Genomic DNA, 23,502 nt, shown 5'->3' on the forward strand with positions numbered 1-23,502 from the left:
TTCCTCCTTTGCGAGTGTGAATTTTACGGTAGTCGGCGGTCTATGAGCCGGAGGTTCGACTTATAAAACTGCGAGACGCCGTCCAAGCGGAAGGTTCCCCCGCTTTCCTCGGCGGTCAGCATCAGCCGCTCCTCAAAAAACACGGCCTGCATCCGGTCGATGGAAAAGGGAAAGGCGTCATTTTCCATGGGCATGTCATAAGGTCCGGGCTCATCGGCGATCTGCAGACTGGGGACACCGCTCATCCCGCAGCCGCAATTCTCCGTATCGTAGACCAAACGCATCAAGCCGGGCCGGTCGCCGATCGCCTCACGAATCATATGTTCTGCACGGGGATCCAGTTCAATTCTCATCGCGACACCTCCTACTTCTTTTCTGAAAAAATGTGAAAAACCCAAAAAGACCGTCTTAAAATTTGATTATACGTTTTGTAAAAAGTATCATCAAGAGGGATGGAAAAATTAGAGGATAGAGGTGGGATCCATTATGAAGCAGCAAACGGCAGATACATGGAAATCCTTTCTAGAGCTCCTGCGTAAAATCAAAAGCTATCATGAAGCGGTCGCGCTGATGCATTGGGATCTGCGGACCGGAGCGCCGCGGAAGGGAGCGGAAGTCCGTTCGGAGACGATCGGTGTGCTTTCGACGGAAGCATTCAAGCTGCAAACCTCTCGGGAGATGGGCGAGTATTTGAGCTACCTGCATCACGACACCGTCCTCGGGGAGCTGGATGAAACCGGGCGCCGGTTGGTGAAGCTGGTGAAAGAGGAGTACGATCGCAATGTTAAAATTCCCCCGGACAAGTTCAAAGAATACGCGGAGCTTACGGCTCATGCCGAGACGCTCTGGGAAGATTTTAAGGAGAACGGGGATTTTGCCGGATTCGAACCCTATTTGACCCGGATCGTCGCGCTTACCCAGGAGTTCATCGATTATTGGGGTCCGAAGGAAACGCGTTACGACACGTTGCTTGATATGTACGAGCCCGATTTGACCGTGAAAAAGCTGGATCAAGTCTTCGGTGAGCTGCGCGACAGGCTGGTTCCATTGGTGGATAAAATCACGGCCGCGCCGCATAAACCGCAGGCTCCGTTCTTGAATCAGCTGTACGATAAAGCTCAGCAGGAGAAATACGGGAAATTTCTGCTCGAACAGATCGGATACGATTTCGAGGCCGGACGGCTGGACGAGTCGGTGCATCCTTTTGAAATTACGCTGAATCAGGGAGACGTCCGGATCACCACGAACTACTTGCAGGATGATGTGACGAGCTCGATCTTCAGCGTGCTTCACGAGGGCGGTCACGCGCTGTACGAGCAAAATATCGGTAAGGAGTTGAACGGAACGCCGCTGAGCGAGGGAACGTCCATGGGGATTCATGAATCCCAGTCGCGGTTTTGGGAAAATTTCGTCGGGCGCAGCCGGGCTTTCTGGGAACGGTACTACGGCGACCTCCAGCAGCATTTCCCGGACCATTTGAAGGATGTCACGCTCGATGACTTCTATCGGGCCGTGAACCGGGTGGAAAATTCGCTGATCCGTATCGAGGCCGACGAGCTCACATACAACCTTCATATCATCATTCGCTATGAAATCGAGAAGATGATCTTTAACGAAAACCTTCCGATTAGCGAGCTGCCTAAAGTATGGAATGAGAAGTATAAAACCTATCTGGGACTCACGCCTCCGAATGACGGCCTCGGCGTCCTGCAGGACGTGCACTGGTCCGGCGGAAGCTTCGGATATTTCCCGTCCTATGCGCTCGGGAATATGTACGCGGCGCAAATTGCCCACACGCTCAAGAAGGAGCTGCCGCAATTTGAAGGGTTTGTGAAGGAAGGGAACTTCAAACCGATCAAGGAATGGCTGACCGACAAAATCTACAAGCACGGAAAAGCGTTGAAGCCGGCTGAAATCATCAAGAGCGTGACCGGGGAGGACTTAAACCCCGATTATCTGGCCGACTATCTGGAAGAGAAGTACAAAGAGATCTACGGACACTAACTAAGGGAGCCGCCCGCGTCAGTATAGATGACCGGGCGGCTTTTTGGCACGAACCGGTCATGGGTTCCCGTACCGTGAGGTAAAAAAGCGCTCATGCAGCCGGTAATATCCGTAAACCAGCGCTAAAGCCAAAATATAGGAAAGCGTTGTCCAGCCGACGTTCCAACCTTTTCCGTAACGAAGGGTGCCCAGGGCGACTAAAATAAGCTCCATGCCGGTGAGTAAAACGGAAGACAAAACCACCGCGAGCGCGTGGGCAACGAGCGTATGTCTGATCCAGTACAGCATCAGGCACGCGGTTACCGGATAGATCCCCAGATTAAAAGGGATGGTGAGGACGGATTCCATCTCTTTGGGTGTCAATAACCACCACTTCATGTAGACGCCGTAGTCATTAAATAATAGTGAAATCAGACCGGCTGAAGGAAACGCGATGAGCATCGCGGCTTTGTCGAGTTTGATTAAAAAAATTCCGCCGATCCACGGAATCAGAAAACCGATGATCCAATTCAACAGCAATACGACCACCTCGCGTAGAAGTATGTCCAAATTCCGTTGATTTTAAGTGATTTTTTCGATATAGTGTTGGGAGCAAAATCCAGTTATTATGTACGCAGCAGCCCCGGGGGAGAAACTAAAAGATGAATTCACTACTTAACAAGCCGCAGAGTCTGCCGCACCAAAGGGAAAAAAAGATCAGTCTGACCGCAGTCTTTATCGGATTTGTAAGTCTCTCGGTTCTGCTGACGCTGACGATTTCCATCATCTCATCCACACAGGCGCAAAAAAAATCCCTGATCCACAATACGCTGGCCCTGAATTTTACCACCGCGGTTCAGATGAGTAAAACCATGGATTCGCTTTTTCAATTTATGCAGTCCGGTTTAACCCATGCAGCCGGCAACTTTAACGAATCTTGGGAAACGCTGCCCCAAGAAGATATGGAGTCGAGACTGGATCTGATCCGGAACAGCGGCGGCTATTTCAACTCCATCGTATTGGTGGATGAGGAAGGTAAGGTTCGAGCCACTTCCCCGAGTTCGATAGGGACCACGGGTTCGCGCATTACCTCCCAGGCAGGACGAACCGCCCTAAAGTCGAAGAAAGCTTTTATCTCGGAAGTCTATATGACTTCTGTCACAAAACGCATCATTGTATTTATCAGCGAGCCCCTATTTGACCAGAACGGGAATTACCAAGGCTTTATCGGCGGCAGCATTTATCTGCAGGACAAGAACGTCCTGAACCAAATTTTTGGAGGACAGTTTGAAAAGAACGGGACCTCTTACTTTTATATCGTGGACTCCAAGGGACAACTGTTGTATCACCCCGACAAAAACAGGATCGGCAAGGATATCAGCGCGAATCCGGTCGTCCAACAACTGATGAAAGGGAAGGGCGGGATGCAGCAGTACGTGAATTTGGACAAAGTGGATTCATTGGCGGGGTATACCCCCATTCCGTCTTCGGGGTGGGGAATCGTCGTGGTTTCGCCGACCAAGATCATTAATGATCAACTGTTACGTCACGTTCTTCAGCTTCTTCTGTATATGCTGGTCCCGCTTACTGTTCTGATTTTTATTGTCGTCTGGACCGCGCGGCAAATCGTCAATCCGTTCGTTTCCCTCGCCAATGTGGTACGGAATTTTGAACAAGGAGGGTCGGTTCCGTCCAAGCCGCGCGTCCACTGGAATCGGGAAGCGGATTTGCTGACGGATACGGTCGTGAGGGCCCTCCACAATTTTCGGCGGCAGAGCGAACAGTTGACCCATGAGGCGATGACCGATCCCCTGACCGGATTGATGAACCGCAGGACGTTCGAGGACACGATCCGCCGCTGGATCGATCAGCGGGTGCCTTTTGCCATTCTGGTTCTGGATATCGATAAATTCAAAGTCATCAACGACACATACGGACACCAGACGGGGGACGTTGTTTTGAAGCAGGTGGCCGGCATCATACAGGCGGGGGTAACCCCGCAGGACGTCAGCTCCCGTTTCGGCGGCGAGGAATTTGTCGTGTTATTGCGTAATCTCGAGCCATCCGAAGCTTTTCTGAAAGCGGAAGAGATTCGAAAATCGGTCGAACAGGCCGTTCTCATCATTGATCACCCCGTCACCCTCTCCATCGGGGTGGCCCTATACCCACAGCACTCTTCAACGGCCACGGAGATCTTTCATCTGGCGGATAACGCCCTGTACCTGGCCAAAGAAGGCGGTCGCAACCGGACGGTGATGATTCAGGAGCAGGAGAGGGCCTGACGATCGGGGGGATTTAAATTAGCCGCATCCTTGTTAGGATGCGGTTTTTTGCCGCGGGCCGATCTATCAGGGCTGGAGCCGGGATCAGGCTAGGCCCCATAACCATTTGCTTGACCTTCGCATACACTACACCAGAGATATGATCCTAGTATGAAGGAAAGAGGTGATAGAGATGAAGGGGAAACGATACGCCATGCTGGCCATGGCGCTTGTCATCCTTTTCGCGGGAGCTTTGGCCGGCTGCGGCGGCAAGGAGAATACGGTCAAGATCGGAGAGGTGACCCGCTCCGTTTTCTACGCTCCACAGTATGTGGCGCTGGAAAAAGGTTTTTTTGAGGAGGAAGGGCTGAAGGTGGAGCTCCAGACGACGGCGGGCGGTGACAAAACGATGACGGCCCTGCTGTCGGGAGCGATTGATGTGGCTCTGGTTGGAGCGGAAACCTCCATTTACGTATATCAACAGGGAGCAGAGGATCCGGTCATCAACTTCGCCCAGCTTACCCAGACGGACGGGACTTTCCTCGTTTCCCGGGAGGCGGCGCCCGGCTTTGACTGGAACGATTTGAAAGGGAGCGTTTTTCTCGGCCAGCGCAAGGGCGGAATGCCGCAAATGGCGGGCGAATTCACCTTGAAAAAACACGGTATCGATCCCCACTCGGATCTGGAGCTGATTCAAAATATCGAGTTTGCCAATATCGCCGCGGCCTTTGCCTCCGGTACGGGGCAGTACGTACAGTTGTTCGAGCCCCAGGCCTCGATCTTCGAGCGGGAGGGAAAAGGGCATGTCATCGCCTCCTTCGGTACGGAGAGCGGCCGGCTCCCTTATACCGTATACATGACGAAGCAAAGCTATATCGCCCAAAATAAAGAGCTCGTCCAAAAATTTGCGAATGCGATCCAAAAGGCGCAGACCTGGGTGCAGGAGCATTCCCCGGAAGAAACGGCAAAAACGATCGCGCCTTATTTCAAAGACACGGATCAGGAAATATTGGCGAGCTCCGTAAAACGGTACTTGGAGCAGGGCTCGTATGCCGAATCTCCCCGGTTGGAGGAAGCGGCCTGGAATAATCTGCTGGATGTGATGGAAAGCGCGGGAGAATTGAAGCAGCGGGTGGAACTCGGTGAACTGGCCGATAACTCTTTTGCGGAGTCCGCGGGCAAGTAAACCCGGAAATCTCCGACGGGAAAGGAGCGTGAGACTTAGTGAGTCAAGTCCCTGTCGTTGAATTGAAAGACCTGGATCTGGTGTATGTGACGGACCGTGAGGCCGTGCTTGCTCTGGAGGGAATGAACCTGTCGGTCATGCCCGGCGAGTTCATCAGCCTGGTCGGTCCCAGCGGATGCGGCAAAACCACGCTTCTGTCCGTGATCGCCGGCTTGTTCCCTCCGTCTAGAGGGGAGGTTCTGCTGCACGGCAAGCCGGTAGCCGGGCCGTCCCCCGAGGTCGGGTACATGCTGCAGCAGGACTATTTGTTCCCCTGGCGCACCATTTTGAGCAACGCCTTGCTCGGGCTGGAATTAACGGGGCGGCTGTCGGAGGACAGCCAAGCCTTCGTCCTTGAACTGCTCGAAGGGATGGGGCTCGGGGGCACGGCGGATCGGTATCCCCATCAGCTATCCGGCGGGATGCGGCAGCGCGTGGCCCTGGTAAGAACATTGGCCACGAATCCCGATCTGCTCTTGCTGGATGAGCCGTTCTCCGCTTTGGATTATCAGACGAAGCTCCAACTGGAGGATTTAGTGGTGGACACCTTGCGGCAGCGGGGAAAGACGGGCATACTGGTCACCCACGACCTGTCCGAAGCCATTGCGGTCAGCGATCGGGTCATCGTGCTTGCCGCGCGGCCGGGAAGAATCCGCAGCACCTATGTGATTCCTGAGACCATCCGCGGGGCCCAGCCGTTCTATGCCCGTGAGGAAGCCGGCTTTAACGAGCTGTTCCACGAAATTTGGCGGGACCTCGAATCGCTTGAAGGAAAGGGGGAATAGCGATTGGATGAGGCGATGTCCAAAGGGAAGGCCGGCCCCAAATCCGCGTGGATCGAGGAGAAGTGGCGGGAGCATCTGAGGATTAAACGCCGGGGGAGCCGGCTGGTGTTGGCCACCCAGCTATTGCTGCTGGCCGTCCTGATCGGATTGTGGGAACTGGCCGGAAGGCTGGGATGGGTCGATGTTCTGATTTTCAGCTATCCTTCGAAAGTCGGCGGGCAGATCTTGAAGGACGTCCTTAACGGGGAGCTGTGGCCGCATCTGGCCGCCACGGTGGGAGAAACCGCGGTCGGTTTTCTTCTCGGTACGCTGGTCGGTACGCTGCTGGCGGTTTTGATTTGGTGGTCGCCTTTTTTGTCCCGGGTGCTCGACCCTTACATGGTCGTGTTCAACAGTATGCCTAAAGTCGCCCTCGGTCCGATTTTTATCGTTCTGTTCGGAGCCGGTTTTACGGCGATTGTCATTACGACGCTGTCCATCACCGTGATCGTCACTACGCTCGTGGTTTATAACAGCTTTAATGAAGTGGACGGCAATTACATCAAGGTGATTCGGACGTTTGGCGGAAATCGGCGGGATGTATTCATGAAGGCGATCTTGCCGGCTTCCTTTCCCGCGATCGTGTCCACGTTAAAGGTCAATGTCGGAATGGCGTGGGTAGGCGTGATCGTCGGAGAATTTCTGGTCGCCAAAATCGGGCTGGGTTATTTGATCGTTTACGGGTTCCAAGTGTTCAACTTCACCTTGGTGCTGGCGAGCCTGGTCATTATCGCGGTTGTCGCCACGGGGATGTATCAGCTTGTCGTATATGTGGAGCGGATCTTGCTCAAGGAACGCCGTTAATCTCCACTCTCGTCCAAATAAGCCGAAGCGATGAGCTTCGGCCTTTTGCTTTAAGTAATTTATCGGCGCGCATTGTGGGACGACAGGAAATCAAGTACGATAGGATGAAGAAATGAGCGTTTGTTTCTCTATACATATGAAAATGATAGGGTGGTTTCATGGGATTTCGCGTCATCAAAACGGCAATTGCCACACTAATCGCTATCATCGTCGCGGATTTGGCCGGAGTGGAGGGGGCGTTGTCCGCCGGGCTATTGGCCATCCTGGGGGTGGATGTCACCCGGAAGCGGAGCATCGCCACCGTAAGTTCCCGTTTTTTTGCGTCGATTCTCGGACTGCTGTTGGCTTTCGGACTTTTTTATATTTTCGGATTCCATATCTGGGTGCTTGTCGTCTACATTCTGATCGCATTCCCGCTGATTACGAGGGCCCATTTTAAAGAAGGCATCGTCACCAGTTCCGTTGTCGTCTTCCGCGTTTTCGGCGGAGAGGAATTGAGCGCTCATGTCATGCTGACCCAAATCGAACTGCTTGTGATCGGACTTGGAGCGGCCATGGTGGTCAATCTGGCTTATATGCCCAAAGCGGAGGACAAGCTGATCGAAATCCGCAGGCAGGTCGACGGGCTGTTTTCGGTGATCTTCCGTCATCTAGCCCAGTCTTTGCGCGATCCCTATCATCTTTGGGACGGGAAGGAAATCATCGAAGCGGGCCAACGGATCGATGAAGGTCTGGCGTCCGCCAAGCGGGCCCTTGAGAATCAATTGATTTCCGCGAGCGACGCGTGGTCCGTATATTTTTATATGCGCAAGGAGCAGCTTGGCCGAATCGAAAGCATGCTGGAGCTGGTTTCCTTTGTGTATCAGCGGATGCCCCAAGGAGAAATAACCGCCTTATTGTTCGATCGGCTGAGCCAGGACGTGTTGACCGAGGAATATACGGGACAAACGGAGCTTATGCTTGCGGAACTGGAGAAGGAATTCAGACGGATGGAGCTGCCGTCGACCCGTGAAGAATTCGAGATCCGATCCGCGATCCTGCAACTTTGCCGGGAACTGGCGTATTATTTGAATATCGCCAAGAAGGATAAAGCCCCCGCATCGCTCAAATCTTCGGGAAAAGGGAGCGGGGGATTGGCCGGGGAGAAATAAAAGAACAGGGGCGAAAATATGGAAGTTGCGCCAAATAAATAGTAAAAGAAGGAGCCCGGGGAAAGAGCCGGGCTTCTTTCACATATTTATTTCTCTTGGGCTATTCAACATTCGCCCAGTTCCTGCATACATATGTAGTGAATGATGTATGGAGGAGGTTTCAATCATGTCATTGAAATATCAAAGTAGAGAGATCATCACGAAAGCGATCTGCGGAAAAGGTCGTAAGTTCTCTACCGTAACACATACCGTGACTCCGCCACACAAACCGACGAGCATACTGGGGGCGTGGATTATCAACCACCAGTACGAAGCCGTCGCGGCGGGAGACGGAATTGAAGTTATTGGTACTTACGATATCAACATCTGGTACTCCTATGACAGAAATTCGCAGACCGAGGTTGCCAAGGAGACCGTGTCGTACGTGGAAAATGTGCCGCTCAGTTACCTGGATTCCAGACATCGGGCTTCAACAGTGGAGGTTACCGCGGAGGCAACGCAGGAACCGAGCACTGTTGAAGCCAGCGTATCGGGAGACGGGCGGGTGGCGATTCGCGTCGAGCGGGAATTCGCCGTCGAGCTTGTGGCCGAAACGAAGCTGAACGTTCTTGTCGTACCTGGCGGTGTGGACGGGGACAAAGATTACGATTTTGGATCCGAGCTCGGGGATTACGAAGATCTGGATCCGGACCTCCTCGACGACGAATTGTAAGAGGCTGTGGCTGTTTTAATCTTCCCGGCAATTTGAATATGCAGTTATGGTCTACTATATGCGGCAGGGGCGTCGTCGTCGAGGGCGGCTGCCCTCTTTTTGTTTTTTTTTGAGCGGTTCGCTTCGATTTCTCATTAAAACTGTAACAACCTCCCTTTGAAGCCGGGCGGGGGGATAAGGGCAATTTGCGGCGCGATTTTCGAATTTGGTTCTTCGGTGTGAAATAGAGGTCCTTTGGGGCCTTATTTTGAGACGCAACCATTCTTTAAAAAGTAGTGCCGAGAAAAAAAGGGGCCGTGGTATGAAAACGAGGCATATATTGAGAATCAAGTCGGCTAGCGACGACTTCAGCCGCAAATTAACGCGAGCGTTATTGGAACAAGGCGGGGTCAATAAACTGCACAGGAAATCCAAAGCGGAGCTGCTATACGGGCCGCCGGAGAAGCCAGGCTTCCATCGTCCGGCGGAGGTGGAGGAATGGGAGCTGAATAGCGAGGCGGTTCGCTTCGCCTCGATCCCGCGGGACCGCGTCGAGGCCGCTTTGCGTTCGGCCGGGCTGCCTGCGGAATTCGCCGGGCACAAGGAACAAACCGGCGCGAGAAACGGTTTCGTGCGGCGCTATGCCGTCGCCGTGTTCAACCTGCGGGCTCTGACCGTGGTTCCGGTTCAGGCGCCGGGCACCATGCCTCTGCCGGGAGCGGGGGGGCAGCCGGATCCGGCTTCACCGCTATGGAGACGCCTGGAGAAGACGGCCGTCCGGGCTCTTTATACCTTTGGTCTCGATTTCGGGGAAGCGGTGATCCGGGCCGGGGAGGAAGGGTGCTATACGATAGAGAACTTGAACCCCTCGCCGACCTGTGGGGGGACAAGAGCCGTGGCTCTTTTCGCCGAAGCGATGGCCGGGCTGCTCCGGGAGCTGGAGGAGGCGGACGAGCGCATCTCCGAGCGCTTGATCGGGATGGATCCGGAGTTTTTGCTCTATAACGGCAAAACCAAAAAAGTGGTGCAGGCCTCCCGTTACCTGGGGCGGCAAGGCATCGCGGGCTGCGATATCCTCCGCTACCGGGGCCGGCGGCTCTTCCCGGTCGCCGAGCTGCGTCCCGCGCCGGGAAGGGAACCGCGGGACGCCGCCCGCGAGCTGCTGCGCGCCTTCCGTGCGGCGAAGTCCGCCATCACCGACGGCGAGCTGCTATGGCTGGCTGGGGGGATGCCGCAGCGCGGCTTTCCCTTGGGCGGGCATCTGCATTTCAGCGGAGTCCCGCTGACCGGGGAACTGCTGCGCACGCTCGACAACTATCTCGCGCTGCCGACGGCGCTGCTCGAGGACAGCCGAAGTGCGGGGCGTCGCCCGCAGTACGGTTTTTTGGGCGATTTCCGCCGAAAGGATTACGGCGGTTTCGAGTACCGCACGCTGCCCAGTTTTTTGATTTCGCCGCTGGTGGCGAAGGGCGTGCTCGGGTTGGCGGGCCTGATCCTCAAAGACTACCGGTTGCTGCGGAGACGGCCGCTGCATGAGGTGGCAGTACGAGAGGCGTTCTATCATGCGCGCAAGGAAGCGCTTCGCAAAGTGTGGCCCGAGCTTGCGAAAGATATCGCCGCGTCGCCCGGGTATCCGGAGTACGCGGAATATATCGCCCCTTTTCTCGAGGCCGTCCGGTCCGGCCGGGTCTGGGACGAATCCGCGGATATCCGCCGGCCGTGGAAACTGCAAACCGACTCGTAAGCCTTCCTCCCTTTCTGGTATAATAGAAATCTATGAAAGGAAATTTGGAGGGTGCTCATGGCTACTTATACGCCGATGATTCAACAATATTTGAGTGTCAAAGCCCAGGCGCAGGACGCTTTTCTGTTCTTTCGGCTGGGGGATTTTTATGAAATGTTCTTTGACGACGCGCTGCTCGCTTCCAAGGAACTGGAAATCACGTTGACCGGCCGCGAAGGCGGCGCGGAGGAGAAAATTCCGATGTGCGGCGTGCCGTACCATTCGGCGGAGAACTACATACACCGTCTCATCGAAAAGGGCTACAAGGTCGCCATCTGCGAGCAGGTGGAGGACCCCGCCGCCGCCAAGGGCGTCGTCCGGCGGGAAATCGTCCGCGTGGTCACGCCGGGTACGGTGATGGAAGGGAAGACCGTCGGCGAACGCGCCAACAACTATCTGATGTGCGTCACGGAACGGGACGGCCTGATGGCGGTGGCGTCCTGCGATCTTTCGACCGGCGAGCTGTACGTGACGTCGGCCCCGGCGAGCAAGGAATGGCTGCGCGATGAGGTGGGGATCTACGATCCTTCCGAAGTGATCGGAGATGAGGCGCTGCTGGACTGGATCCGCGAGCAGGCGGCTCCGCTCGGCAAGGCGATCGTGTTTACCCCTTGGGACAAGGGGAAAGATGAAGCCGGCCGCCAGCAGTTCGGCGAAGCCGCCTGGATCCGGCTGGAGAGCGAGCGCCGGGAATGCATCGCGCTGCTCGTCGGTTATCTGGCCGAAACGCAGAAACGTTCGCTCGGCCAGCTGACGAAAATTTCCGCCTACGAACCCGAGCAGTATATGATCTTGGACCCGTTCACCCGCCGCAACCTGGAATTGGTGGAAACGGTAAGGGAACGTTCGAAGAAAGGCTCGCTGCTCTGGCTGCTCGACCGGACGGAAACGTCGATGGGAGCGCGGCTGCTGCGGCGCTGGATCGACAAGCCGCTGTTGCAGCGCAGCCGGATCGAAGAGCGGCTGGAGGCGGTGGATGCCCTGTATAACGGGTTTATCCTGCGGGAAGACCTGCGCCAGTCGCTGCTGGAAATTTACGATCTGGAGCGGCTCACCGGCCGGATCGCCTTCGGCAGCGCCAACGGGCGCGATTTGATCGCGTTGAAAGCATCGCTGCGGCAGGTTCCGGCGATCAAAGAGCTTTGCGCGGCATCCCCATCCTCTACGCTCCGGGCCATCGCGGCGGATATGGACGATTGCGGCGATTTGGCCCAATTGATCGAAACGGCGATTGCGGACGAACCGCCGGTGTCGGTCCGGGACGGCGGAGTCATTAAGGGCGGTTTCCATGCCCGGCTGGACGAGCTGCGCCTGGCCGGCACGAACGGCAAGCGCTGGATTGCGGAGCTGGAGGCGGCGGAACGTCAGGCGACCGGCATCAAATCGCTGAAAATCGGCTACAACAAGGTGTTCGGCTACTATATCGAAGTGACGAAGTCCAACCTGTCGGCGCTGCCGGAAGGACGCTACGAACGGAAACAGACGCTGGCCAACGCCGAGCGGTTCGTAACGCCGGAACTGAAAGAGAAGGAAACGCTCATCCTCGAGGCCGAGGAACAGATGGCCGATCTGGAGTACCGGTTGTTTAACGAGATCCGTGAACAGATCGCCGCGGAGATCGAACGGCTGCAGCGTCTCGCCGAAAAGATCGCCGAGATCGATGTCCTCCGTTCCTTGGCGGTGGTCGCCTCCGAGGGCGGGTTTGTCAAACCCGTGCTTACGGACGGCTATAATCTCGTCGTGGAGCAGGGGCGCCATCCGGTGGTCGAATCCGTGATGAAGGATACGGCTTTCATTTCGAACGGCACGGAGCTGAAAAGAGAAGAGGCCAGCATCCTGCTCATTACCGGCCCGAACATGGCGGGCAAGAGCACATATATGCGGCAGGTTGCGCTCATTTCCATATTGGCGCAAATCGGCAGCTTCGTTCCGGCCGCCCGGGCGGAGATACCGCTGGTGGACCGGATCTTTACGCGAATCGGTGCGGCGGACGATCTGATCGGCGGACAGAGCACCTTTATGGTGGAAATGGCCGATATCCAAGTGATGACCGAAAAAGCGACCTCCCGCAGTCTGATCATTATCGACGAACTGGGCCGCGGGACTTCGACCAGCGAGGGAATGGCGATCGCACAGGCCGTGATCGAGTACGTGCACGATCATATCGGCTGCAAGGCGCTCGTATCGACGCATTTCCACGAACTCGCGCACTTGGAAAACAGTTTGTCCGGCCTGCGCAATTATCGCATGGCCGTCCAGGAAAGCGGGGACAAGGTGCATTTTCTCCGGAAGCTCGTCCCGGGTGCGGCCGACACGAGCTACGGCATTTACTGCGCCCGGCTCGCGGGGCTGCCGGGCGGAATCATCGAGCGGGCTTACGGCTTGCTTCAAGGCTTTGAGCAAGCCGCCGCCGCCGTGACCGCGGGAAGCCTCGACGAGGTGCAAGCAGCGGCCGCCGCTGCAGGGGAGACCGTGGGGAACGTGGCGACGGTCCAAGCCGCGGAGGCGCAGAGTGAGGCGGTTCGACGCGTTGCGGAGGAGGCGCAGGCTCGAGCGGAGCAAGTCGGCGGTGATCTAGCGGAGAAATCCGAGGCCGGTGTCGTGCAGCTGTCGATTTTTGACGACGAGCCCCCGGCGAAGAAGCCGAAACCGGCTGCGGCGGAGGATGCCGGAATGCGTCAGATCGTGAATATGGTCAAGAATGCCGACCTGATGAACATGACGCCGCTCGAAGCGATGCAACTGGTGAATGAACTCAAGCAAAAGGCCAAGCATTTGTAACGAGTGCGGGCTGTCTATGCTAAGGGAAATAATAGCCGCTATTTCGTATCAAGGAACCTTTTTAAAAAGGTAACGGAAATCATAGCTGCTATTACGTAAAAACCGCCAGCTATGGTGTGTGAAAATCCAAAATAGGCGCTATGGCGTCTGTTAGAGAACGGATGAGGATTTTTTTCATGAAATAGCGGCTGCTGCGTCCGTTAAAAAGTCTAGTGCCCCTCCAGACATCGTAAATAGGAGAAAAATCGTATTGAACCCGTGAAGATCAAGGGGCCTGGCGCATTTTCCGACCCTTCCAACACCAAAAAGATGCAAATCTGCAGGTTTTTTAGGCTGGTCACCAGGGGGATTCGAAAAAAGATGCAAAATTGCAGGAATTTCTGACGATTTTGAAGAACCGAGTCGATTTCGCCGAAAATTGCTGCAGATCTGCAGGTATTTTGAAATTATTGTTCCATCCAGGAAAAAAACATGCACATATGCAGGAATTTTATGTTATCAAGGATGTCTGATGGGGCACTAAAAGTGCATCCCGTTAATCGGGAGCGATAAATATCGGGTAAATCGAGCAGCAGCGCAAGGGAGGGACGAGCTGTGGCAAAAATCACTATACTGGACGAGCATATCGCGAACCAGATCGCTGCGGGGGAAGTGGTCGAACGTCCGTCATCGGTCGTCAAGGAGTTGGTGGAGAACGCGGTGGACGCCGGCGCGAGCAAAATAGAGGTGCAGGTCGAAGAAGGGGGCCTTGAGCTGATCCGGGTCACGGATAACGGCTCGGGGATCGAGCCCGAGGACTGCGAAACCGCTTTTTACCGGCATGCCACGAGCAAGATTACGGCCGGGCGGGATCTTTTTCAAATCCGCAGTCTGGGCTTCCGGGGAGAAGCCTTGCCGAGTATCGCCGCGGTCGCCAAGGTCCGGCTGGTTTCCTCCAGCAACGACAGCGGATTGGGCCGGGTGATCGCGATCGAGGGCGGAACGCTCAAAGAAAATGAGGATACGGCCGCTCCCCAGGGTACGGAAATCACGGTTCGGGAATTATTTTACAATACCCCGGCAAGGCTGAAGTATATGAAGACGATCCAGACGGAGCTCGGCCACGTCTCCGACGTGATGTACCGTCAGGCGCTGGCGCATCCGGAGATCGCCTTTTCGCTCAAGCACAACGGGAACACCCTGCTGCAAACCCAGGGCGGCGGGGATCTTTTGCAGGTTATCGCTTCCATTTACGGCATCAATACGTCGAAATCGATGATTCCGATCGCGGCCGAAAACCTGGATTACCGCATTTCCGGGTTCATCGGGCTGCCGGAGCTGACCCGCTCCAACCGGAGCGCGATGTCCACGATCGTCAATGGACGCTTCATCCGCAATCAAGGGCTGCATCAAGCGATTCTGCGGGCCTATCATACCCTGCTGCCGATCAACCGTTATCCTTTGGTCGTCATTTCGCTGGATATGCACCCTTCCCTGGTCGATGTGAACGTGCACCCCGCCAAGCTCGAGGTGCGCTTCAGCAAGGAAGCGGAGCTGAACGCGTTCGTGGAAGAGAGCATCCGCGCCGTGCTGTCCGAGCAAGTCCTTATCCCTCAGGTCGTCAAGCAGCAGCTCGGGAAGTCGGGCTCCGGCTCCGTGATCCAGGAGCAGTTTCACTTCCCGGCGGCCCGGCTGGAAGCGGCGGCAGCCCCGGCGGACGCCGGCCAAGGCAGCGCCGCCGGGGCCACGGCGAGCCCGGCGAACGCGGCAAGCCCTGCCGCGCCCGAGGCGGGCTTGCGCTACGGCGCGGGCTCCGGCGCGCCGCCGCAGCCAGGCGGTGCCTTCGCCGCGGGCGGCGTCTCCGCGCTGCGCGAGCAGGCGCCGGCCTACGGCAGCGCGAGCGCCGCACAAGCGCGCGCCGGCGCCACTGCGGCGCCGCCCGAGCCGCCGCGCCGGGTCCCGGACGCCGGCCAGCCCGGCGTCCGAGGCACCGCCCCGGCCGGCGGGACTGCGGCCGCGGCGATGCCGGAGGCGCTCTACGGCGCTCCGGAACACGCGCCCGAGCTGCCGGCGTTTCCCGAGCTGTCCCTGATCGGACAGCATCACGGCACTTATCTGATCGCCCAGAATGAACAAGGGCTCTATCTAATCGATCAGCACGCCGCCCATGAGCGGGTGAATTACGAATATTACTATGAGAAATTCGGCAATCCGGCCGACGCTTCGCAAGAACTGCTTCTTCCGATTACGCTGGAATTTACGCCTGCCGAAAGCGAGAAACTGAAGGAACGTCTCTCGTGGTTCGAGCGGGCGGGCGTGATTCTGGAGCATTTCGGAGGCGGAACGTTTCGGGTCGTCTCCTGTCCGTACTGGTTCCCGGGAGGAGAGGAAGCCGAAATCGTCCGGGAGATGGCGGAATGGGTGCTCAGTGAACGGGCCATCGATTTGGCCAAGCTGCGCGAGAAATCTTCCATCCTCGTCTCCTGTAAAGCTTCCATCAAGGCGAACCAGAAGCTGACGACCGAAGAGGCGGATACGCTGCTGCAGCGGCTGGCCGCCTGCAAGCAGCCGTACACCTGCCCGCACGGCCGGCCGATCATTGTATCCTTTTCCAATTATGATTTGGAAAAACTGTTTAAACGGGTGATGTGAACGGAGGAACGAGAATTGTGATCATAACGACAGGAGATCATCCCGCGCGCGAAGCGGTGTCAAGGGCTGCCGCTCTCGCCGCTCTGGCGGAGGCGCCCTATATTCCGCGGAACCGGACGTCGCTTGCCAAGCTGTCCGCCCGTCACGGCGATCAGGACATCCTGGTCATTCTGGAAGGCGGGGCGCGGCTTTACCGGCCGGGACAGGAAGAAATGATGTTCCATCCCAGTATGGCGTTCGTCCGGGCCAAACGGCTGCTGAAAGGGGAGCGGGATCCGATGCTGGAGGCGGCCCGGGTTCGCCCGGGCGATACGATCATCGACTGCACGGCCGGTCTTGGCGCGGACGCGGCCGTGTTCGCCCTCGGCGCGGGACCCGAGGGAAGCGTCCTGGCACTGGAGGACTCGCTTCCGTTATGGAGTTTGCTACACGAAGGTTTTGCCAACTACATATCCGGGGTAAAAGAATTTGACGAGGCTTTGCGCCGCATCACGGTCAAGCGGGCCGAGCATCTTGAAGTGCTGAGAAGGCTGCCCGACAAAAGCGCGGACGTCGTTTACTTCGACCCGATGTTCCGCGATCCGGTGCAGGAATCGTCGGCGATTTCGCCGCTTCGTGCCTATGCGAACAATGATAGCCTGGATGCCGAAGCTATTGAGCAGGCGTGCCGGATTGCCCGCAGGACGGTGGTCTTGAAGGAGAAGAAAGGAAGCGGGGAATTCGAGCGTCTCGGTTTCGAAACGCAATCCCGCTCCCATACCAAAATTGCGTACGGAGTGATTTCGCTTGACAAGTCATAATAAACCCAAACTGCTGGTTCTGGTCGGCCCGACCGCCGTCGGCAAAACGAAACTGAGCATCGAGATCGCCAAGGCGTTCTCCTGTGAAATCATTTCCGGAGATTCCATGCAGGTGTACCGGGGGATGGATATCGGCACGGCCAAAATCCGTCCGGAGGAAATGGACGGCGTTCCTCACCATCTGATCGATGTGCTGGAACCGGACGAGGCTTTTTCCGTGGCGCGCTTTCAAGAGGAATGCCGGTCGCTTATCCCGCAGATTCATGGCCGAGGACATCTGCCGTTTATCGTGGGGGGGACGGGGCTCTATGTCGAATCCGTCTGCTACGAATTCCAATTTACGGAAGCGGGGGCGGATGAGGCGTTCCGTGCGGAACAGCAGCGTTTGGCCGATGAACAGGGGCCCGAGGCCCTGCACGCCAAGCTGGCGGCCATCGACCCCGAAACGGCGGGGAGGCTGCATCCGAACGATGTGCGCCGGGTGATTCGCGCGCTGGAGGTGTACCATCTGACCGGACAGCCGTTATCGGCCAGTTTGGCGCGCCAGAGCAGGCAATCACCGTACGAGCTCTGCCTGGTCGGTTTGACAATGGACCGCCAAATGCTTTATAACCGTATTGAACAGCGTATTGACGAAATGATGGCTTCGGGGCTGGTCGATGAGGTCCAAAATCTCCTGGACCGGGGGTATACTTCGGAGCTGGTATCGATGCAGGGGCTCGGGTATAAGGAGATCGCCGAGCACCTTGTGGACGGTGTTCCGCTGGACGTCGCGGTGGACAACCTGAAGCGGGATACCCGTCGGTTCGCGAAAAGACAGCTTTCCTGGTTCCGCCATATGAAAGACATATCTTGGGTGGATGTGGGTGACGGCACAAATTTTTCCGCGAATTTTGCAGCCGTACATGCTATAATAGCAGGAAAGTTTTCAGCTGATCTTGAATATAATTCTAAACACTAATTGATTCCTATTGGGGGTACGGCGAATGAACAAGTCCATTAACATCCAGGATACATGTCTGAATCAAATGCGTAAAGAGAGCATCCCGGTTACGGTCTTCCTGATCAACGGGTTCCAGATCAGAGGGACGATCAAAGCGTTTGATAACTATATCATCGTCATCGACAGCGACGGCCGTCAGCAAATGGTGTACAAGCATGCGATCTCCACGTTCCAGCCTCAGCGGAATGTATCGCTCATGCAGGATACCCAGAATGAGGGATAAGTCCGAATTGAAACTTTTTTGAATGCAGCACGTTTAATGGTATAGGAAATGAAGCGGAACAACCTGAAGATAGGTTGTTCTTTTCTTTCCGGGCCCAAACCGGCAAGGGTCCCATGATACAGAGAGATATGAGACGGGAAGAAGGGAGTCAAAACCATGTCTACCAACAGACCTTCCAGATTGGAACGGAGCAGCAAACCTTCTGCGAAATCGGAAACGAAGAAACCTGGCAAGAAGAAAAAGAAGATTACGCCCAAACGCTTGCTTTGGACCGCTTTTTTCACGATCGCCTTTGCCATATTCTGCGGGACTGCAGGCTTTATGTACATCACGGTCAGCGGTGAAAAGATCTTAAAGGAAAACGGAGACAAGCTGGTCATCTATGAAACGTCGAAAGTTTATGACCGTACCGGCAAGCTGATGGGCGAGTTGTCCATCGAAAAGAGCGAACCCGTGGATAAAGTTCCCGATTTGGTCAAAAAAGCGTTTATCGCTACCGAGGATAAGCGGTTTTATGAGCATAACGGGGTGGACTTCTGGTCCATCGGTCGCGCGGCGGTCAAGGACGTTATGGCCAGATCCCTCGTAGAGGGCGGCAGTACGATTACCCAGCAGCTCGCCAAAAACATGTTTCTGGACTTCGACAAGACGTTTTTCCGCAAAGCAACGGAGATGTCGATCGCAATGGCTTTGGAACGGCATAAATCAAAAGATGAGATCATTACGCTTTATCTCAACCGGATCTTTTTCGGACAAAGGGCCTACGGCATTAAAGCCGCTTCCCAGCGCTATTTCGGCAAAAGCAACCTGGAAGATTTAAAGTTGTGGGAAATAGCCACCCTTGCGGCCATCCCTAAGGGTCCGTCCAAGTACAATCCGGTCAGCAACCCGGAATTGTCGAAGCAGCGGCGCGCCGTGGTGCTTGACTTAATGTACCAGGAAGGCTATATCTCCGCCGAAGAGCGGGATGAGGCCAAGGCTGTGGATTACAATTATCAGCCACCGACCAAAAATGACAGCTATCAGGCCTTTAAAGATTACGTAATTAAAGAAGCCGAGGAAAAATTCGGTCTTACCGAAGACCAGTTGAACCGCGGTGGATACAAAATTTATACGACGATGGACGCCCAGGCGCAAAAAGCGGTTGAGAAGGCGTTCGCCAACGACGACTTTTTCGAAAAGAGCAAGGACGATCAGCAGGTTCAGGGGTCCATCGTCATCATGAACCATGAGAATGGCAGTCTGGTTGCGCTGCTCGGCGGACGGGACTATGAGCGGAAAGGCTTTAGCCGTCTGGACAGCCGGCGCCAGCCGGGATCTTCATTTAAACCGATCGTTTCCTACGCACCGGCTCTGGAAAGCGGCAAGTTCACCCCGACTTCGCTGCTCAGCAATGAGAAACAGTGCTTTGGGGACTACTGTCCGAAGAATTTGCACGGATATTCCAAAACGATCGACATGACGACCGCCCTGACGAAGTCGGAGAATATTCCGGCCGTCTGGCTTCTTAACGAGGTCGGGGTAGGAACCGGCGTCAAGTATGCCCAGGAGATGGGGATTAAGATGGACAAGAACGATCGCAACCTGGCGATCGCCTTGGGCGGTTTAACCCATGGGACGAATACGCTGGAGATGGCGGGGGCTTTTAGTGTGTTCGGCAACGGCGGGCAATACAACGAGCCTTACTCGATCAAATCGATCGTGGATCATGACGGTAAGGAAAGATACCGACATGATGCGAAGGCCAAAAAGGTGCTCAGTGAGCAAACGGCTTACTATATGACGCAAATGCTGCAAAATGTCGTTAACGACGGAACGGGGAAACGCGCCAGACTGAACCGGCCTGTAGCGGGTAAGACGGGGACGACCCAGCACGGGATCAAAGGCCTCCGAAGCAGCAAAAACCGGGACGTCTGGTTTGTGGGTTACACGCCGGAATGGACGGCGGCAATCTGGATGGGATACGATAAACCGGACAAAAACCACCTGCTGAACGGCAGCAGCGGTCAGGCGGCCGCGTTGTTCTCGGCGGTGATGAGCGAGGCGCTCGAAGGCGTACCGGTCAAGGATTTCCCGGTTCCGAAAAATTTGAAAAAGGAAGAACCGCCTAAACAGGAAGAAGAGACGGTAACGAAGCCTGCGAATCTCTCGGCGACGTATAGTCCGGAGACCGGGGTTGTTACGCTAAACTGGACCGGTGTCAGCACCGAGGGCGCGGTCTACCGGATTTACCGCCGCGAAGCCTCGCAATCCGATTTTTCTCTCTATATGGAAGCGACGGCTCCCGGTGCGGAGGATATCGGGGTAACGGCAGGCGGCAGCTACGAATACTACGTAAAAGCCTACGATGCGGTCAACAATGTCGAGAGCGATCCATCAAATATTGCTCAGATCATGATCGAAGCCGAGGAGCCGCCGATGGATGATCTCGATCCCGGACAGGGCGACATGGGAGGAAGCGACGGTTCCGGCAACGGATCGGTGGATCCAGGTAACGGGAACTCCAATCCCGATCAAGGAGGCAACTCCGGCCAAGGCCTTCCTCCGGCCGGGAATAACGGGGGCGGAGGACAAGGCTCAGGAAACAACGGCAACGGTAACAACGGTCATGGTCAAGGTAACGGTAACGGAGGGCATTCCGGGAACAATAGCGGGGGTGGCTCCGATAACGGTCAGGGAGAGACAATCCCTGACGGTTCCGGGGATGGTTCTTCCGGATCGACCGATCCGGGCTTTTCGCCGGATGAAGGCGGAGGCCATTCGACGGAAGGGATTACTGTCGACCCGACGGGTAACGCGGGTACGAACACCGGACTGTAACTTTGGATTAGGCTGGACTTTCAGCGAAATTTGCTGAAGGGCCAGCCTTTTTTACGTATTATTTTAAAATTTCATTTTTGAGCCTGACTTTTAAATGTGATAAGCTGAATGTACATTGTGTTGAAAGGGATCTTACTTATGAAGCGAAAATTCGGAGACCGCGCGAATTGGCGCCGTGTGACGCAGCGGCAGTTCAAATCGAGGTATGTGAACAGCGAGAAGTTTACCGGTTATGTCACGATGTACAGCATTTACGATTTGAAGGATCCGCTCTGGAAAACGTATGGAGGTCATACGTTCCGGATCGCCGATAAAGGATACACTTGGCTGCAGTATTATCCGAAGGGCGCGCATTACGTGGTGACGGCCATGTTTGACGATCAGGGCGAAATCGTGGAATGGTACATCGATGTGTGCAAAATCCAGGGGGTGACGGATCAGGGCGTACCCTGGTTTGATGACCTGTACTTGGATATCGTCGTATTAAAGAACGGTGAAGTCTTTCTATTGGATGAGGATGAGTTGGACGACGCGTTGACCCGGGGGTATATCACCGTGCGCGATTACGACATGGCGATGGAGACGGCCCGCGAGGTGCTGCACGCGATTCGGGAGCATCGCTTTCCGTATTTCTCCATGTCGCTTGAGCATTATCGCACCGGTTTCGTCCTGAACGACGTCCTGCGGCCGGGAGGGAACCATGACACGGTATAACGGTTATATGACGGGGATCGGCACGGGGACGGGGAAAAGGCGAAAACGGAAGCTCTGGATATGGCTGTTTTCGGTATGCGTTGCGGCTGGGATCTGCTGGGTGCTGTATTGTTTGGCCGAGATCGGCAGTGCGGAACGAAATCCGGCGGCCAACCGCGCGTATGGGGAACCGGCGGATGTCGGCATCGTGCTGGGGGCGTCGATGTGGGGAGAGTCGCCCAGCCCCGGGCTCAGGGAACGTTTGGAGCTTGCGTTAAGCGATTATAAGGCCGGCAAGTTTCGCGTGTTTATTTTGACGGGGGGACTGGATCGTCCGGATTATCCCTACACCGAGGCCGAGGGGATGGCCAATTATTTGGAAGCGAACGGCGTTCCCCGGTCGGATATGATCCTGGAGAATGAGGCGACGAGCACTTACGAAAACCTGAAGTTCAGCCAGGAGTTAATGAAAGAAAAGGGCTACGCTTCCGCGGTTATTCTTACGCATACGTATCACGGCAACCGTGCGCTGGAAATCGCCGAAACTTTGAATTACAGCAATCCGGGATTGTCGTTGACCGAAACGAAGGTGTTAAAGCCGGCCCAAACGACGCTGCGCGAAGTGCTGGCCTACACCAAGTGGAAGCTGGATCAGCTGCTGCTCGTCCTTGGCTGGAAATGAAACTGAAATTGGAAATGGAAATGGAAATGTAAAACTTCTAATAACGGAGCGGGAGAGAGAATACATTTAAGAAGAGTTTGCCGTCTCCCGGCGATAACGCTTGTTCATTCGTCAAAAAGATTCGCGTTTGTACGGATTTGAACAACTCCAATAAGAGGTGATCCATACATGTCAGGGCGTGTAATGGCGAGAAGTGGTTCTTCCGAGGAAAGACCTTCGAGACAAATCAATGTCATTCTCCGTAGCGCGGAGCCTCCGGTCGTCTCCCAAAGCTCCGGGGAAAGCGAGGCTGCGGCCGGAACCAAAAGTTTACCCCACCAAGGTCTTTTTGCCGACTTGCAAAAGGAAATGAACGGATTGGTCGGGCTCGAGCACGTCAAGGAATTGATGTATGAAATCTTTGCATTGCTGCAAATTGCTGCCATGCGTTCCGAAGCGGGGTTATTATCCGGAGCCCAGGTCTACCATATGGTGTTTAAAGGGAACCCGGGAACCGGAAAGACGACCGTAGCCCGGATCGTCGCGAAGATGTTCCAGAAGATGGGCGTTCTGAGCAAAGGGCATCTGATCGAGGTGGAACGCGCGGATCTCGTAGGGGAATATATCGGTCACACCGCGCAGAAAACACGGGATTTGGTCAAGAAAGCGCTCGGCGGGATTCTGTTTATCGACGAAGCTTACAGCCTGGCTCGCGGCGGCGAGAAGGATTTCGGCAAGGAAGCGATCGACACGCTGGTCAAGGCGATGGAGGACCAGAAGAATCAGTTTATTTTGATTTTGGCCGGATATTCGGAGGAGATGGATTTTTTCCTGGCCACGAATCCGGGTCTGCCTTCGCGCTTTCCGATCCAGCTTGATTTCCCGGACTACACGATCGATCAATTGATCCAAATCGCCGAGGGGATGGTCAAGGAGCGCGACTATATTTTGATGCCGCAGGCGATACTCAAATTACAGCAGCATTTGCTGCGCGAAAAATGCGAGAGCGAGCATCTGTTCAGCAACGCCAGGCATGTGCGCAATATCATAGAGCGTTCGATCCGCCAACAGGCCGTGCGTTTGCTCAGTCAATATACCAGCGGTTCGCCGGGCAAGTTGGAGCTGATGACCATTCGCACGGAGGATTTAAAGCTGGATAAGAAATAAG

The 23,502-nt window shown here is 55.5% G+C and carries 19 protein-coding genes; 17 read left to right on the top strand and 2 right to left on the bottom strand.

Features of this window, described 5'->3' with window-relative positions:
- Positions 1 to 23: 23 nt before the first annotated feature.
- Complete coding sequence (locus LBW89_RS02995; RefSeq protein WP_148452352.1) at positions 24 to 353, bottom strand: iron-sulfur cluster biosynthesis family protein; 330 nt, start codon at positions 351 to 353, stop codon at positions 24 to 26.
- Positions 354 to 486: 133 nt separating this feature from the next.
- Between LBW89_RS02995 and LBW89_RS03000 the strand changes: the two genes are divergently transcribed.
- Positions 487 to 2,004, top strand: coding sequence for a carboxypeptidase M32 (locus LBW89_RS03000; RefSeq protein WP_148452354.1), 1,518 nt, complete (start codon positions 487 to 489; stop codon positions 2,002 to 2,004).
- 57 nt (positions 2,005 to 2,061) lie between these two features.
- Here the strand turns inward: LBW89_RS03000 and LBW89_RS03005 are convergent, their stop codons facing one another.
- A complete protein-coding gene (locus LBW89_RS03005; RefSeq protein ID WP_225038425.1) occupies positions 2,062 to 2,517 on the bottom strand; it encodes a CBO0543 family protein in 456 nt (151 codons plus the stop codon).
- Positions 2,518 to 2,645: 128 nt separating this feature from the next.
- On the opposite strand from LBW89_RS03005, the gene LBW89_RS03010 reads away from it, so the two are divergent.
- The 16 genes from LBW89_RS03010 to LBW89_RS03085 all read left to right on the top strand — a co-directional run bounded on the left by LBW89_RS03010 (position 2,646) and on the right by LBW89_RS03085 (position 23,501).
- Positions 2,646 to 4,265: a sensor domain-containing diguanylate cyclase gene (locus LBW89_RS03010; protein WP_225038426.1), complete on the top strand. Its 1,620-nt coding sequence runs from the start codon at positions 2,646 to 2,648 to the stop codon at positions 4,263 to 4,265.
- Between the two features lie 172 nt (positions 4,266 to 4,437).
- A complete protein-coding gene (locus tag LBW89_RS03015) occupies positions 4,438 to 5,430 on the top strand; it encodes an ABC transporter substrate-binding protein (RefSeq protein WP_225038427.1) in 993 nt (330 codons plus the stop codon).
- Between the two features lie 38 nt (positions 5,431 to 5,468).
- A complete protein-coding gene (locus LBW89_RS03020; protein ID WP_148452362.1) occupies positions 5,469 to 6,254 on the top strand; it encodes an ABC transporter ATP-binding protein in 786 nt (261 codons plus the stop codon).
- Between the two features lie 15 nt (positions 6,255 to 6,269).
- Entirely contained in the window at positions 6,270 to 7,097 is an 828-nt protein-coding gene (locus tag LBW89_RS03025; protein WP_148452736.1) for an ABC transporter permease, read from the top strand.
- 158 nt (positions 7,098 to 7,255) lie between these two features.
- On the top strand, positions 7,256 to 8,248 hold the full coding sequence (locus LBW89_RS03030) for an aromatic acid exporter family protein (protein ID WP_148452365.1): 993 nt from the start codon (positions 7,256 to 7,258) through the stop codon (positions 8,246 to 8,248).
- A 166-nt stretch (positions 8,249 to 8,414) separates the two neighbouring features.
- Positions 8,415 to 8,960, top strand: coding sequence for an outer spore coat protein CotE (gene cotE / locus LBW89_RS03035; RefSeq protein ID WP_148452367.1), 546 nt, complete (start codon positions 8,415 to 8,417; stop codon positions 8,958 to 8,960).
- A gap of 301 nt (positions 8,961 to 9,261) precedes the next feature.
- Positions 9,262 to 10,683, top strand: a complete 1,422-nt coding sequence (locus tag LBW89_RS03040; RefSeq protein WP_225038428.1) for a putative amidoligase domain-containing protein — start codon at positions 9,262 to 9,264, stop codon at positions 10,681 to 10,683.
- A gap of 57 nt (positions 10,684 to 10,740) precedes the next feature.
- Positions 10,741 to 13,503: a DNA mismatch repair protein MutS gene (gene mutS, locus LBW89_RS03045; RefSeq protein ID WP_225038429.1), complete on the top strand. Its 2,763-nt coding sequence runs from the start codon at positions 10,741 to 10,743 to the stop codon at positions 13,501 to 13,503.
- Positions 13,504 to 14,097: 594 nt separating this feature from the next.
- The gene (gene mutL, locus LBW89_RS03050; RefSeq protein ID WP_225038430.1) at positions 14,098 to 16,134 is read left to right on the top strand and encodes a DNA mismatch repair endonuclease MutL; all 2,037 of its coding nucleotides are present in this window, start codon (positions 14,098 to 14,100) and stop codon (positions 16,132 to 16,134) included.
- Positions 16,135 to 16,151: 17 nt separating this feature from the next.
- The gene (locus LBW89_RS03055; protein ID WP_225038431.1) at positions 16,152 to 16,934 is read left to right on the top strand and encodes a class I SAM-dependent methyltransferase; all 783 of its coding nucleotides are present in this window, start codon (positions 16,152 to 16,154) and stop codon (positions 16,932 to 16,934) included.
- Positions 16,921 to 17,895, top strand: a complete 975-nt coding sequence (gene miaA / locus LBW89_RS03060; protein WP_225038432.1) for a tRNA (adenosine(37)-N6)-dimethylallyltransferase MiaA — start codon at positions 16,921 to 16,923, stop codon at positions 17,893 to 17,895. Before LBW89_RS03055 ends, miaA begins: the two co-directional genes overlap by 14 nt.
- Positions 17,896 to 17,920: 25 nt before the next feature.
- Positions 17,921 to 18,160, top strand: a complete 240-nt coding sequence (gene hfq, locus LBW89_RS03065; protein ID WP_148452380.1) for an RNA chaperone Hfq — start codon at positions 17,921 to 17,923, stop codon at positions 18,158 to 18,160.
- 156 nt (positions 18,161 to 18,316) lie between these two features.
- Positions 18,317 to 20,980 carry a transglycosylase domain-containing protein gene (locus tag LBW89_RS03070; RefSeq protein WP_225038433.1) on the top strand — a complete coding sequence of 888 codons (2,664 nt, stop codon included), beginning with the start codon at positions 18,317 to 18,319 and terminating at the stop codon, positions 20,978 to 20,980.
- 138 nt (positions 20,981 to 21,118) lie between these two features.
- Positions 21,119 to 21,694, top strand: a complete 576-nt coding sequence (locus LBW89_RS03075; protein WP_225038434.1) for a DUF402 domain-containing protein — start codon at positions 21,119 to 21,121, stop codon at positions 21,692 to 21,694.
- Positions 21,681 to 22,355 carry a YdcF family protein gene (locus LBW89_RS03080; protein ID WP_225038435.1) on the top strand — a complete coding sequence of 225 codons (675 nt, stop codon included), beginning with the start codon at positions 21,681 to 21,683 and terminating at the stop codon, positions 22,353 to 22,355. The genes LBW89_RS03075 and LBW89_RS03080 overlap by 14 nt, the downstream gene beginning before the upstream one ends.
- Positions 22,356 to 22,523: 168 nt before the next feature.
- The gene (locus LBW89_RS03085; protein ID WP_148452386.1) at positions 22,524 to 23,501 is read left to right on the top strand and encodes an AAA family ATPase; all 978 of its coding nucleotides are present in this window, start codon (positions 22,524 to 22,526) and stop codon (positions 23,499 to 23,501) included.
- Position 23,502: the final 1 nt, after the last annotated feature.

The organism is Paenibacillus sp. alder61 (genome assembly GCF_020179875.1).
Lineage (GTDB): Bacteria > Bacillota > Bacilli > Paenibacillales > Paenibacillaceae > Fontibacillus > Fontibacillus faecis.